This is a genomic window from Vreelandella sp. EE27, from assembly GCF_968206495.1.
The window spans coordinates 3,725,820-3,739,860 of sequence record NZ_OZ309109.1; the positions used below are offsets into that span (position 1 = coordinate 3,725,820).

The window sequence follows — 14,041 nt, forward strand, 5'->3', positions numbered from 1 at the left end:
GATGCCGACCCTCACGTCACTCACGCCAACGGCGCTACGCCTGTTGGGGCATCGATTCGGCATCGACTACGGGCACCCGGAGGCGCTTCCCGACGAACCGGTTGCTCAAGGGCGCATTCGCGACCTGTCGCTGCCCCCGGCGCTGCACCTCACCCTGTCGGATCTCGAGGTGCGCCACGGCTACCTCTCACGCTCGACCCGGTCGGTGCCCTGGTTCATGTGCGTGGTCATGGAGGGGAGCATCCACCTTGCCCAGGGCCAGAAGCAGACCCACATTGGCAAAGGCCAGGCGTTATGCGCGCACTTTACCGCCCAGGCGCCGCTGGTCGTCGAGCAACCCGCGCAGACGCGTTTGCGTACGCTCAATATTGCCGTTCTGACGACCGCAACCCATGCCCTGCCAGAGCCTCAGGGCCCCCAGCTGCGCGTCTGCTCTCTTCCAGCGGCTCTTTTTTCACAGCTGTTGGCCCTTGGCGAACATCCGCTCAATGATGAACGCCAGAAACTGCTTTGGCATGGCTTGGCTCTTCAGTTACTGGGTCATGGGCTGCCCTTTGCGCCGGCGACCCACCCCGTTGCGCCGCCCAGCGCCCAAGCGCGCGAGCAAGAACGGCTTGATCAGTTGCGTGACGCGTTAAGCCGCCACCCAATGGCCGACTACTCGCTGCAGGCGCTGGCCCAACGCGCGGCCATGAGCCCGAGCAGCCTGCGCCAAAAGTTTCGCGCGCGTTACGGCTGCACGATCTTTGACCACCTTCGCCAGTGCCGCCTACAAAAGGGCTACCAGCAGCTCGCAAAGGGTTACAGCGTCCAGCAAGTAGCTCACGCCTGCGGATACCGCCAGGCCACCAACTTTGCCACCGCTTTCAAACGCCAGTTCGGGGTCGCGCCCACGGCTGTCCTGCGCCGCGTCGATGCATGAGCATTGCTGGCGTTGCGCATAGCTCATTTGGCATCCGGCATATCCTTTCCTTTGAATAAAAAGCAATAATTCTCATTACTATAAACGCCGGGAATGGGTCATGTTTTTGCTTCAGCACCGCTTTATCTATCATCCTTTGACGCTTGCCATGGCACTGGCAACCAGCGCCTTATCCGCCGCCCATGCACAAACCGACCCAGGCGACCCTCTTGGCTTGCCTACCGTGACGGTCACCGCCCAGCAGGCGGCGACCAAGGTCGAAACCCCGGCGATCGAAACACCGCAAAGCGTCTCGACCATTAGCCAGCAAGAGATCGAGCGCCGCGGCGTGGACACCGTGCAGCGCGCCACCGACTACACCCCGGGGGTCTACTCCAACCAGGTCGGCGCCTCCAACCGCTTCGACTACCTAGTACTGCGCGGCTTTTCCGACGGCAGTCTCAGCAATACCTTTCTGGACGGCCTGAAAGTCATGGGCGATGCCAACTCCCACAGTTCCATGCGCGTCGACCCCTGGTTTTTGGAGAGCATCGAGGTGGTGCGCGGCCCGGCATCAATACTTTACGGGCGCGCCTCGCCGGGGGGCGTGGTGGCGCTCAACAGCAAGCGCCCCGAATTCGAGCAAAGTGGCGAGCTGCGCTTTCGGCTGGGCAATAATAACCAGCGCAGCGCCGCGTTCGACCTGACCGGGCCGCTCGGCGAGCAGCAGCGCGTAGCGTACCGCCTGACCGGCATCGCCAGCGCCGCGGATACCCAGTTCGACCCTGCCGAGGAGCAGCGCTACGCGATCGCCCCGCGGCTGACCTGGGACATGACCGACGACACCAGCCTGACCGTCGAGGCCTACCTGCAGGACGAACCCGAAGGCGGCTACCACTCCGGCGTACCTTTCGAGGGCGCGGTGACCCCGCACAACGGCCGTAAAATCAGCAACACCTTTTTTGACGGCGAAGAGGCCTTCGATACATATGAGCGCACCCAGCGCATGCTGGGCTACACCCTCGAACACCGCTTCAACGAGGCCATCACCGGGCGCCAGCTTTTGCGCTACCTGAATGCGGACGTCGTGCTCAACCAGGTCTACGGCTTTGGCTGGACCGCGCCGGACGCCTCCGAGCTGACCCGCTACTACTCGGGCAGCGACGAATCCCTCGAGGCCTGGACCGTCGATAACCAGCTCCAGGCGCGGTTGGAGAGCGGCGCTCTGGATCACACGCTGCTGTTCGGCGTGGACTATCAGCGGCGCAAAAACGACGTTTCCTGGCCCTCCGGCGCCTTTCCCTCACTCGACGCTTTCGAGCCGGTCTACGGTGTCGGGCTCGAGGGCGCGAGCTTCTACGCGCCTACTCGCGAACACCACAAGATCGAGCAGACCGGGGTCTACCTGCAGGATCAGATCGCCATGGACAACTGGCGCTTCACCCTGGGCGGGCGCTATGACTGGGTCGACATCGACAACACCAACCTGGCCACCGACGACACCAGCGCATTGAGCGACAATCAGTTCAGCGGGCGCGCCGGGGCGGTGTATCTGTTCGATAACGGCGTGGCCCCTTACCTTAGCTACTCCACCGCCTTCACCCCCACCAGTTTCGTGGACGCGCACGGCGACCTGCTGGCGCCCATGGAGGGCGAGCAGTGGGAAGCCGGGGTCAAGGTCCAGCCCGAGGGGAGTCAAAGCACGTACAGCGCGGCGCTTTTCCATATCAGCCAGGAGAACGTGGCCACCAAGGAGCAGCCCACCGACCCTTACCGGGCCGTTGGCGAAATCGAATCCCAGGGGCTCGAGCTGAGCGCGCAAACGCAGCTCACCGACACCCTGGCCCTACAGGCAGGCTACAGCTTTACCGACATCACCTACGCCAAAAGCGATGACGGCAACGAAGGCAACCGGGCTATTTACGCCCCGCGCCACCAGCTGCAGGCCTGGGGCCACTACACGCCCCAAAGCGGCGGGCTGCTGGGGGTGGATATGGGCGTGGGTGTGCGCCACTACGCGGATATCGCCGCCGACCGGGCCAATACCGAAACCGTGCCCGACTACACCCTGGTCGACGCCACCCTGGGCTACGACTGGAGCCAGCAGGGCTTTGACGGCGTCGAAACCCGCCTCAACGTCAACAACGTGCTGGATAAAGAGTACGTTGCCAGCTGCAACTCGCTGGACTACTGCTACTTCGGCGCCGAGCGCAGCGTTACCGCAAGCGTTCACTACCGCTTTTAGCGATGCCCTTTGCGCCACCGCCGCGCCCAGGCCGCTGCGCCCGGCGTTTTGGCGCGGCGTGGTTTGCACACAAGAAGGATTATCGTTTAAATACCGGCTGACTCTTCAAGCGACGCCTCGTCATGCGCTCTAACGCCACCACGACTTTCATTCGCGGCCTGCTCTTCGTAGCGGGCCTGCTGCCGTTGACCGCCCAGGCCCAGTGGGCCACCCTCGATTGGACCATTGCCGAAACCCTTTTGGCGATCGACGCCCCGGTCAGCGGCGTCGCCCAGATCCCCGCCTACCACGACTGGGTCGGCGAGCCGCGCATTCCCGATGACGTTACCGACCTGGGGCTTCGCCAGCAGCCCAATTTCGAGCTGATGGCGCAGTCGCCGCCGGAAGGCTTTTTGATATCGCCCATGTTCGAAGGGCTGACGCCGAAGCTTGAGCGCATCGCCCCGGTCACCTCGCTTGCGCTCTACTCGCCGGGCGCGGACACCTGGCAGGAGATCATCGACTTCACCCACCGCCTGGGCGAGCGGACCCGGCGCGAGGACGAAGCGCGCGCGCTGGTCGACGACACCGAAGCACTGCTGGAAAGCCTGCGCAGCGACGTCCCGGCGGCCACACCGCCGCTTTTGATGATTCAGTTCATGGACGCCCGCCACGTGCGGGTATTTGGCGCGAACAGCCTCTACAGCGCGGTACTGGAGCGGCTGGGCCTGGAGAATGCCTGGCAGGAAGGGACCAACGCCTGGGGGTTTTCACTGGTCGGGGTCGAGGCGCTCGCGCGCCATACTGAGGCGACACTGCTGATCATCGACCCGATCCCCGCCGGGGTGGAAGACGCGCTGGCCCGGAGCGGGCTCTGGCAGCACCTGCCCGCCATCGAAAGCGACAACGTCATCCGCCTGGCACCGGTATGGAGCTTCGGGGCGCTGCCCTCGGCCCAGCGCTTTGCTCGGGAGCTTGTCGCGGCGCTGTCGCATAGCGAGTGAACAGCCACCCGACCGCGTCGCTCTCTCGGCTAAACGATTTGCGTTTGACTTACCCCTAATTTCCCTTGGCGCCTACCCAGGACGTGCCAAATACGTTAAGTTTAATTTTCAAAAGAAAAATTAGACATCTGCACAGGGGGCGGGGATGACGCTTGCCATTGTCAATACGCGTGCCGGTGTGGGGCTTGACGCCCCGGCGGTGCAGGTCGAGGTGCATCTGGCCAACGGCCTGCCGGGGCTGACCCTGGTCGGCTTGCCGGAGGCCGCCGTGAAGGAGAGCCGCGAGCGCGTGCGAAGCGCGCTGGTCAACGCGGGCTTCGATTTCCCCAATACCCGGCGTATCACCCTGAACCTGGCCCCGGCGGATCTGCCCAAGGAGGGCGGGCGCTTCGACCTGCCCATCGCGCTGGGCATTCTCGCCGCCTCCGGCCAGTTGCCGGTCGATACCCTGGAAGACATCGAGTGCGCCGGTGAACTGGCCCTGGACGGCAAGCTGCGCCCGGTGCCCGGTATCCTGCCGTTTGCAATGGCCACTAAGACCGCCGGGCGCAAGCTGATCGTGCCCCACGCCTGCGCCGACGAAGCCGCGCTTGCGGGTAACGGCCTGGACGTGCTGCCCGCCGCGTCGCTTTGGGAAGTGGTCGCTCATCTGCTGGATCAAACCCGCATCACGCCCCACGTGCTACCGGCCCCGCCGAAGGCAAAAAACCCGGCGCCGGACCTTTGTGACGTGCGCGGCCAGCACCAGGCGCGCCGGGCGCTGGAAGTCGCCGCCGCCGGGGGCCACAACCTGTTGCTGGCGGGCCCGCCGGGTACCGGCAAAACCATGCTGGCCAGCCGCCTGCCGGGCATTTTGCCGCCATTAAGTGAAGACGACGCCCTACAGGTCGCCGCGGTGCGCTCGGTATGCGGGCTGGCACTAGAGGCAGACTGGGGCCAGCGGCCCTTTCGCCAACCCCACCACAGCGCCAGTGCCGCCGCGCTGGTCGGCGGCGGCTCGAAACCCAAACCCGGCGAAATTTCGCTTGCCCACATGGGCGTGCTGTTTCTGGACGAGCTGCCGGAGTTCTCGCGAAGCGTATTGGAAGTGCTTCGCCAGCCCCTGGAAACCGGGGAAATTCATCTGTCACGCGCCAGTCACGAGCGTCGTTACCCAGCCAGGTTCCAGTTAGTCGCCGCCATGAACCCGTGCCCCTGTGGGCATTTGGGCGACCCGCGCAGCCGCTGCCAGTGCACCGCGAGTCAGATCCAGCGCTATCAGGCGCGGCTTTCCGGCCCGCTTCTCGACCGTATCGACCTGCAGGTAGAAGTGCCGGCGCTTCCGCCGGAGCAGCTCACCGCCCAGACCCAAGGCGAATCGTCTGAGGCGGTGCGCGAGCGCGTAATGGCGGCCCGAGCGCGTCAGATGACGCGTGGCGCGCTCAACAGCCAGCTCAGCGGCAAGGCCCTGGAAGCCGCCTGTGATTTAAACGACGAAGAGCGCACCTGGCTTGCCGGGGTGCTGGAACGCCTCAAACTTTCGGCGCGGGCCTACCACCGGGTGCTGCGCGTGGCGCTAACACTTGCGGATTTACAGGGCGAACCCAAACCCGGCCAACCGCATCTGATCGAGGCCATCGGCTACCGGCAGTTGGACCGGCTGTTGAAGGGTGGCTGAGGGTCATTGGCGCTAATTTTTCCGGAGTGGAATTAGGCGCAGACGAGCTGGATGGGGTTAAATCGAGAGGGTGCTGTTTAAGGAAAATAGGAGTTTATTTTCTGGCTTAGCATTTTCCACCCAAACTTGTTGGGCTCAATTTAGCCAATCCTGCCGGCTTTAATTACTCCTATAAAGCTACAAAGCGGAATGAATCTATAAAAATCTATAGAGCTATTTATTAGACTAACAAAAGAAGACAGCATTGTATGAACAAAACTGTAACTTCGCAAAGAAGACAGCTTAACCTTATAGCTTACTCCGAACTAGCAGGGTGCGCTGCTTTGGAAATATTCAACATCGGAGTAATATTTTATATCATAGAAAGCTATGGTTCCAATGGAAGCCTGTTAGTACTTTTTATTTTAGCATCAGCTTTTGTTAGTGGTTTGTTCAAATTCAATTTTACGAAATCACGTCTATTTGAACCCTATAAATTTTCTGCAAAATTAAACATAACCAGATTCGTCTTGTCGGCAATAGCGGTAATAATTTTCTATTACAACATCCAACAAACATTTTTAGTTTTGATTGCCATGTCCCTTTCAGCTATAAGACCACATCTAGACGGCGCTATTTTTTCCGGCTTATCCGACATAGAAATGCCGGAACAGGAGCTTAAGATAGCAACTGCAAAAGTCGACAATGCTTCAAGAGTAGCTCGGATTTTGTCGCCCGCTGTGGTGGGGTTATTAGCTTATCTACTACCCTATAAAAATATAGCAGCATTGAGCTCTTGTCTCTTTTTAGTTGCTGCGATGGGGCAGTATTGGACATATCGACAGATCAACTCCAAGCCTAAAATTGAAAACCAGGATCGAGAGGATACACTGATATCCCATGATCAAGTCCAAAGAAGAGATAAAACCAATAACTCAGTGTTTCTGAAGTATGCATTCCTTTCACAGGGCATTAACGCTGGTTGCTGGTACGCTTCTATGGTTATCGGTATGGCTTTAATCTTTAGCAGTACTAGCGATGAGTTTGGAGTCAGTCATTATGCCATAGTAGGCTTTTGCTATGGCGTCGGCAATGTCGTATCTAACATGTTCTGCCGAAAGCTCAAGATGTCTCGACCAGGATCCTTTTTAATCTTGGGAAGAGTCCTTACAGCCTTTGGGTTCTTTTTACTACTAATAGCACCGAGCTCGCTGTTATTTTATAGCGCGGTATCTTTCTTATTAGCAATAGGTACGCCTTTATCCGACCTCGCCTTTCTTAGGCAACTTCAAAAGGTCCACACTTCATCTGAAATCAACTCATCGTACAGAAAAAAAATCACTAGCGAATATGCTGGAATGCTCGTGGTTTCTCTAATCACCATTTTTGCCATGATGAACTTCTCTTCTGCTAGCATATTTTTTGTTGCATTTTTAGCTATGTGCTTTGTCTCTACTTTAGGCTTAATCTTCAAGAAGAAAATTTCATCCTAAAACCAGGAAACTTTTATCGAGCACTGGGGCGACCACTACTTGCTAAACAATATCGCTTCTTCCTATAGGGTTCCGGGCGCAGGAAAAACCTTAACCGATAGTGTTCAAAAGCAAGCTCTTTTCCTAAAAGAAACTAGAGGTAATGTTTGAAGTCATTGCTAACTCTGCCGATTTAGACCTGATCTTCTCCCTGAAAACTCTAAAGCATTATCAAAAATAAAAACTCTATTTTTAGCTATCGGAATTGAAATAAAATATCATAAAAAAGCCCCCCCCCCTTTAACTCCAATCTAAACTTTAACACATGAGAAAGAGAGCCTAAAGGGCTCTCTTTCTTTACTCCTTTGAATTAAAAATTACCCTCTCATATATATACCTGGGCCTATCGGCAAATCGAAAACCATGAAGAATGAAAGTAAAACCAGCCAAGCGAACAAGAACATTAAGGTATACGGCAATACAAGTGAAACATGTGTTCCAAAACCAGCGTTTTTATCGTACTTATATAAAAACCCTAGCATAACGGCAACAAAAGGCTGGAGTGGGGTAATAAAGTTTGTAGCTGAATCACCTATTCTGAAAGCTAGCTGCGTAAATGCTGGTTCAAACCCTAAAATCATAAACATAGGAACAAATACCGGCGCCATTAATGACCATTGAGCCGATCCACTTGTAATAAACATATTTAATAATGTCGAGAGGAAAACAAAAGCAACTAGCAAAAGCGGCCCATCCAAAGACATTCCGCTTAAAACGGCAGCACCCTCAACGGCTAGAAAAATAGTAATATTCGTCCATTTCAAGTAGGCAATGAATTGAGAAACAATAAATATGAGCACAATAAAGCCAGACATCTCAGCCACGGTCTGCCCCATAAAGTCTACCACATCTTTGGTCGACTTTATTTTATTAACATTTATTCCATACACGATACCTACAACAGCGAAGAAGAGCGTTATAAATATAACAATATTATTAAGTAGCGGTGACCCCAAAATACCACCATCTTCCGTCAACAATATTGACCCTGGAACCAAGCATAACGTGGTAACTACAAACAAGAAAATAGCAGCTGATATAAACGCCCTACGTAGAGCCTTGTTAGCTTCGATGGGTAAATCACTTACTTCTTCGTTATTACTTCCTTTATAATTACCTAGCCTTGGTTCAACAATTTTTTCAGAAACGACAACACCTGCAAATGATAGAAAGAACACGGAAGCTATCATAAAAAACCAATTATCGGTTGCATATACGATAGCATCGGGATCAACCGCTGATGCAGCTTCTGTCGTAATACCAGACAACAACATATCCGTTCCAGCAATAAAAATATTTGCTGTAAACCCACACCCTACTGCTGCAATACCGGCAGCCAGTCCAGCAATAGGATTTCGCCCAACACTTTTAAATATTAGCGCAGCTAGGGGAGGCACTATCATATAGGCTGCATCAGAGGCTAAGTTACCTGTAATTCCAACAAAAAACACCATATACGTGACTAGCTTTGCTGGCGTTCTCAACAATGTTTTCTTGATAACAGCTTCGAAAAACCCTGTTTTCTCAGCAATTCCGACACCCAAAATAGTAACCAGCACCAGCCCTAGCGGCTTAAATTCGACAAAATTGGGTATCACTGAAGTTAATGCAAAATATAGGCCCTCTGCTCCTAACAGATTTCTGACATTAATAGTCTCATTCGTAAGGGGATGAATAACAGACCATTCAAGAAAACTCCCTATGACCGATATGATAGCAACGATCAATGTTAGCCATATAAAAAGTAAAAACGGATGGGGCAGCTTATTACCAAGCTTTTCAACCCCTGACAGCGATTTTAACATAAGTGAAGATGCTGAATTGTTTTTCATTTTCATCTCTCCTGTCTATCTTAGTTTAGTACCGTTTTAGTTTTTTTGGAGTTACCCAATTCCCAGAAGATGCTACCCATTATTAACAAACCTTCATAAGCAAGTTGTTTAGGTAAATGTTCATTTGCAGCATGCTGCTTGCAACCAGGATAGGAGTGTGGAACCCAGATAGTGGGAAGGCCTAAAATTTCAGAAAACGTATCGTTTGGTAGTGCTCCACCAAAATTAGGAATGATTGATAGAGGCTTGTTTATCACCTCTTCAACTGATCTTGTTATATCTTTTACCCATTGTGAATCTAAAGAAGTCCTAGTGGCAGGAGAACCTCTCAGCACTTTTAAAGATACATCTTTGAAACCATTTTCATTAAAGTACTTTCTTATATTTTTCTCGATAGCTTCGGGATTTGTACCGACTACAAACCTAAGCTGGCATATTGCTTTTGCATTGGGAGGAATAGCGTTAACAGGCTTTTCAATATCACCTGCATTAATGGCTAAAACCTCGAAGGTATTCCAGGCAAACAGCTTTTCGGCCAGACTTAATTCCTTTTCTCCCCAGTCGCTATCAATCAATTGACCTAAAGACGATTCATCTATTTTTATATTTTTCAAAATCGTTTTTATATTTTCAGGAACTTCCTTTGGTGTTAAATCCGGTATCAATATCTTGCCGGATTTACTCACAATTTCTGATATTGCATTGGACAATACGATAACGGGGTTACTGACTATTCCTCCCCAATTCCCGGAGTGAAGCCCTTCCTGTCTTGGTTCTACAGAAAGTTCAAGTAAAATAGATCCTCGCGCACCCAAAAATAAGGTTGGGCTTTCTTTACTTATGCGTGGCCCATCGGATGCTATAAACACATCAGAAGCAAGCAGCTCTTTTTGTTCTCTACAAAACTGGCGTAATCCTGGTGAGCTTTGCTCCTCGCCCATCTCAAAAATCATTTTTATATTAAAACCTAGACTTCCATTTCTTTCTTTTATAACCTCATGCAAAGCCATGATATTTATTGTGTGCTGACCTTTATTATCAGCCGTACCCCTTCCGTACCATGCATCACCAACCAGTTTCATTTCCCAAGGTTTTAAATCGCCTGTCCATTGCTCATCATATCCAGCAACAACATCCCCATGACCGTATGTCAAAACAGTTGGACTATCTTTTTTCTCTATTCTACAAGCAACCATGAAAGGGGCTCTTCCTTCCACGGAGTTTTCGAAGAATCGACATTCAAACCCCATACCTTCAAGTTCTGGCTTTATATGTTGTTCCATATAACCCTTTAGAAACTGAGGATCGGCATTTCCTTGACTCACAGATTGGTAGGTGACTCTACGTCTCAATGTATCTTCAAAATCACCATTTTCAAAAGCTAGTGTTATATTTTTTAAAAGCTTATTCTTATTCATGATTTTCAACACCAATTGCAGATTCGAAATATTATTTCATTGTAATTGCTTATTTTAAATTGCTACTATAAGAGAATTTATGCAAGGCATTCTCTTTTTTAGAACAGAGGTAAACAATTGAATAACAAAGCTTTACTTTATTTTTTGACCGTAGTCGAAACAGGGTCTTTAGGAAATGCCGCCGCAAAGCTACACGTAGCTTCTTCTGCTATTAGCAGACAGATTAAGCTCTTGGAACATGAAATTGACGCCAAACTATTCGAACGCTCTCCTAAAGGAATGTGTTTGAGTTCATCAGGAGTAAAGCTTCTAGATTATACTAGAAAACTTTTCCTAGAAGAAAAACGCGTCATTGATGAAATAAAAGGTGAAAATGATAGAACGGTAGGAAGTATCAATATTGCAAGTCCAGAAGGACTTTCAAGATGTTTTTTACCAACTGTTATCACGAAATACCATAACCATTATCCGAATGTAAAATTTTCTATTACTGTCGTATCGCCTTCAGCAGCAACCGAATTAGTAGAAGAAGGAAAGGCAGACATTGCTTTAACTTTTAGTTCTTCTTATTCATCGGGAATCAAGATAAATTTCTCTCAAGAATCACCCATCCTTGCTCTAATGAGAGCAGAACATCCTTTATCAAGGAAAAAAGAACTTCATGCAAAAGACCTTGAGCTATACCCTTTAGCCATTATGCCAGAGGGAACAACACAGCGGCAATTATTTGAAATTTGCTGCAACTCAGTAGGTATCCATATAGAACCTACCTTGGTGAGCAACTATTCTGGCATTCTACAACAGTTTGCAGCTATATCAAACGCTATAACGCTTACAAGTTCAGCTTCATCGCATATGAGCAACCAAGTTAACCAATCTGTTGTAGTTAGACCCTTTATTCATAAAGAGCTTAATCTAAGAAATGTAGAAGTGCAGACTTTAGAAGGTAGAAAAATGCCGAAAAATGTATCTTTCCTTTTAGATTTATTAATAGCTGAAATAGATAAGCTCTCGAAGTAGAAGTTTAAAGCCCTGATCTGAATCTAAAGTAAGTTTTACCTCTAATCGATACCACAGGCTCGGCGCCAACCCCTTAACGCTGGAAATTTCACTGTTCAAAAAATGACACAAACACTCGGCCCGCTCCTACCTTCGATGTTGCGAGTAGCGCTCACGTTGGACAACTTCTAAAGGGCAAGACCTCCCTCCAGCCATAGTTAATTGACACCTATGGTTACCAATAGCAGGAGCGGATGCTGGGAAAAAGCTAAAGATGTCGCGAGAAGCAGAGCCTTCCATTACCTATGGCGCCCACTCATCACCCACGCCGTCCAGGACCCATCGAACAGCGAAAGGTGTTCGTAACCGGCAAGCTCGGCAGCGACCCAGAGGATACAGGCCGTAATACCGGAGCCACAGCTGAAGGTCAGGTGATCCGACGGGTAAAGCGCTTGGCCGAGCATGAGCCGTGAGATTTCTTCCGGGCTCTTGAAGTGGCCCTTTTCCAGAACCTCCGTGAAAGGAAGGTTATGTGATCCCGCAATGTGCCCACTGGGAAGCTCGGGGCGGGGCTCGGCCGCTGCGCCGGAGAAGCGCTCGGTGCTTCGGGCATCCACCAGCTTGAAACGCGGCTTTGCAATATTGGTGCTGACGTCATCGACGCTCATCACGCTGCTATTGGCCTTGAGTACCGGCGGTGCGGCCAGCGGCTTCGGCGTCGTATAGCCCTGCTGAACCGGCAGCGACTGGGCCAGCCACTCGGGCAAGCCGCCGTCGAGCAGGCTCACGTTGGTAAAGCCTGCCTGGGTCAGCAGCCAGTAGGCCCGCGGAGAAGAGTAAACGCCCCGGTTATCGTAGATGACGATGTCGTCCTCGGGCGCCAGACCGAGCCTTCTGCACGCCTCTTGCAGGCTCTCCAGGGCGGGCAGCGTATGGGGAAACGCCCAGTTGGGATCGGAAAAAACCTGCTCGATATCGAATTCGAGCGATCCGGGGATTTTACGGTCATCCTGCGCGACGTAAGCCGCGATAGGGCTATTGGGTAGCGAGGCATCCAGCACTTTGGGCGGTGCGTCACCGTTCAAACGATCCCAAAGATGTGGGGCGGCGAGCAGAATATCGGACATGAAAGGAAGCTCCCGTTGGTTGATACATTGACTATACAACGCTCACCGGACACCGCGCGCGGCCAATTTAGGGACCAACAAGGCAGCGCATCGCCTGAGCGGGCCTGGCCAACGCCGGCCAAAGGTGGCGGTTCGACACAAAAAAGCCCCGCTCGAAAAGCGGGGCAAAAAGCTAGTTAGCGAGCGGGACAGCGCCTAGTAGTTGTAGCGCACCAGCAAAGAGGTGCTGTTGGCGTTAATGTCGTCGCCATTGGCGTCTTTGGAGTCGTCCAGGCTGTACTCCGCCGAGAGGATCAGGTTGTCGTCCATCAGGAAGTAAGCGCCGCCCAGCAGGTAGAAGGCGTTACGGGCGCTGGAGTCGTCATCTTCCAGGCGGTTGAAGCCGGAGTAGAGCTCGAACTTGCCAGGGCCTACGTTTTCGAAGGTGTAGTGGGCTACGCCTTCATAACCCCGCGCAGTATCGACGATGCCGCTGCCCTGCTGTTCCAGGCCGGAAAAGGTGCTATCGAACACCGTATCGCGGTACTCACCGGCGGTCAGCGCGAAGTACCAGTTGCCCGGGGCATAGTTAGTGCCAAACAGCGCTGCATTGGCATCGGCGCTGCTCTCTGAGCCGCCATCCAGGGTGCTGTCGATATTGCTGTGCTGAACGGCCACGCCGACGTTCCAGTCATCGGTCACCGCGTAGCGGGCCACGCCCTGGGCGCCGTACTTGCGCTTGAAGCGCTCGATGTTGCTGTACTCGGGCACCTCGGCATCGAATTCGCTGCCTTCGATCTGATACATCAGGCCCACGGTGAGCTTGTCGTAGGTGTTCTGCCAGGAGATTGCGTTGTCGGCACGCCCCAGGCCGTTCTCGCCGCCATCGCCACTGAAGCCCGCATTGAAGCTACCCTGGGCGGCAGCGCCGTTGATCCAGAAGTAATCCGTATACCAGGCCAGCATGTCGTACCAAAGCGACCACTGTTTACCGATCAATACCGTGCCGTACTCTTCGCTGCTCACCCCGGTATAGAGCAAACGCTTGAAACGGTCGTTAGTGCCATCGGTAAAAAACGGATCGAAGCCCCATTCCGCGCGGGAAATCGTCGACCAGCCATCCGCCAGGTTGAACTCGTGCACCACGTTGATACGCGAGCCCGCGTTTTTCGGATCGTTGTCGTTCTCGACGCCGTTCAAAAACGTACTGGCGGCGGCAATCCTGCCCCCAATCTGTAGTCGCGTATCCGCGGTTTCGTACACCGTGGCCGCTTGGGCCGACTGGCTCATGGCCATTGCTGCGAGTACGCCTGTCACTGCAAAAGGTTTTATACGGTTAAGCATTTTTTGTATCCCTGACTTTATTTAATTTTATATAAATATTTCTAT

At 52.7% G+C, this 14,041-nt stretch carries 10 protein-coding genes; 6 read left to right on the plus strand and 4 right to left on the minus strand.

The features are described 5' to 3' along the window. Position 1 precedes the first annotated feature (1 nt). The 5 genes from ACWHVV_RS17445 (at position 2) to ACWHVV_RS17465 (ending at position 7,258) form a co-directional block, all read left to right on the plus strand. Positions 2 to 922, plus strand: a complete 921-nt coding sequence (locus ACWHVV_RS17445) for a helix-turn-helix transcriptional regulator (protein WP_447927341.1) — start codon at positions 2 to 4, stop codon at positions 920 to 922. A 100-nt stretch (positions 923 to 1,022) separates the two neighbouring features. Continuing rightward, positions 1,023 to 3,146: a TonB-dependent siderophore receptor gene (locus ACWHVV_RS17450; protein ID WP_447927342.1), complete on the plus strand. Its 2,124-nt coding sequence runs from the start codon at positions 1,023 to 1,025 to the stop codon at positions 3,144 to 3,146. A gap of 122 nt (positions 3,147 to 3,268) precedes the next feature. After that, positions 3,269 to 4,129, plus strand: coding sequence for an ABC transporter substrate-binding protein (locus ACWHVV_RS17455; RefSeq protein WP_447927343.1), 861 nt, complete (start codon positions 3,269 to 3,271; stop codon positions 4,127 to 4,129). 145 nt (positions 4,130 to 4,274) lie between these two features. Continuing rightward, entirely contained in the window at positions 4,275 to 5,786 is a 1,512-nt protein-coding gene (locus ACWHVV_RS17460) for a YifB family Mg chelatase-like AAA ATPase (protein WP_447927344.1), read from the plus strand. Between the two features lie 248 nt (positions 5,787 to 6,034). Continuing rightward, positions 6,035 to 7,258 (plus strand): hypothetical protein, encoded by a 1,224-nt coding sequence (locus ACWHVV_RS17465; protein ID WP_447927345.1) that lies wholly within the window; start codon positions 6,035 to 6,037, stop codon positions 7,256 to 7,258. Positions 7,259 to 7,614: 356 nt separating this feature from the next. Here the strand turns inward: ACWHVV_RS17465 and ACWHVV_RS17470 are convergent, their stop codons facing one another. Next, positions 7,615 to 9,129: an AbgT family transporter gene (locus tag ACWHVV_RS17470; protein ID WP_447927346.1), complete on the minus strand. Its 1,515-nt coding sequence runs from the start codon at positions 9,127 to 9,129 to the stop codon at positions 7,615 to 7,617. 20 nt (positions 9,130 to 9,149) lie between these two features. Beyond that, positions 9,150 to 10,547 (minus strand): M20 family metallopeptidase, encoded by a 1,398-nt coding sequence (locus ACWHVV_RS17475; RefSeq protein ID WP_447927347.1) that lies wholly within the window; start codon positions 10,545 to 10,547, stop codon positions 9,150 to 9,152. Positions 10,548 to 10,664: 117 nt separating this feature from the next. Here ACWHVV_RS17475 and ACWHVV_RS17480 point away from each other — a divergent pair, with 117 nt between their 5' ends. After that, on the plus strand, positions 10,665 to 11,567 hold the full coding sequence (locus tag ACWHVV_RS17480) for a LysR family transcriptional regulator (protein WP_447927348.1): 903 nt from the start codon (positions 10,665 to 10,667) through the stop codon (positions 11,565 to 11,567). A gap of 278 nt (positions 11,568 to 11,845) precedes the next feature. Here ACWHVV_RS17480 and ACWHVV_RS17485 read toward each other — a convergent pair whose 3' ends face one another. After that, on the minus strand, positions 11,846 to 12,673 hold the full coding sequence (locus tag ACWHVV_RS17485) for a sulfurtransferase (RefSeq protein WP_447927349.1): 828 nt from the start codon (positions 12,671 to 12,673) through the stop codon (positions 11,846 to 11,848). Positions 12,674 to 12,868: 195 nt separating this feature from the next. Beyond that, on the minus strand, positions 12,869 to 13,942 hold the full coding sequence (locus tag ACWHVV_RS17490; RefSeq protein ID WP_447927350.1) for a porin: 1,074 nt from the start codon (positions 13,940 to 13,942) through the stop codon (positions 12,869 to 12,871). Between the last annotated feature and the right edge of the window lie 99 nt (positions 13,943 to 14,041).

Bases quoted from the DNA above. Each gene is read 5' to 3' on its own strand.
- ACWHVV_RS17445 (WP_447927341.1), top strand. From the start codon at position 2: ATGCCGACCCTCACGTCACTCACGCCAACGGCGCTACGCCTGTTGGGG.
- ACWHVV_RS17450 (WP_447927342.1), top strand. From the start codon at position 1,023: ATGTTTTTGCTTCAGCACCGCTTTATCTATCATCCTTTGACGCTTGCC.
- ACWHVV_RS17455 (WP_447927343.1), top strand. From the start codon at position 3,269: ATGCGCTCTAACGCCACCACGACTTTCATTCGCGGCCTGCTCTTCGTA.
- ACWHVV_RS17460 (WP_447927344.1), top strand. From the start codon at position 4,275: ATGACGCTTGCCATTGTCAATACGCGTGCCGGTGTGGGGCTTGACGCC.
- ACWHVV_RS17465 (WP_447927345.1), top strand. From the start codon at position 6,035: ATGAACAAAACTGTAACTTCGCAAAGAAGACAGCTTAACCTTATAGCT.
- ACWHVV_RS17470 (WP_447927346.1), bottom strand. From the start codon at position 9,129: ATGAAAAACAATTCAGCATCTTCACTTATGTTAAAATCGCTGTCAGGG.
- ACWHVV_RS17475 (WP_447927347.1), bottom strand. From the start codon at position 10,547: ATGAATAAGAATAAGCTTTTAAAAAATATAACACTAGCTTTTGAAAAT.
- ACWHVV_RS17485 (WP_447927349.1), bottom strand. From the start codon at position 12,673: ATGTCCGATATTCTGCTCGCCGCCCCACATCTTTGGGATCGTTTGAAC.
- ACWHVV_RS17490 (WP_447927350.1), bottom strand. From the start codon at position 13,942: ATGAGCCAGTCGGCCCAAGCGGCCACGGTGTACGAAACCGCGGATACG.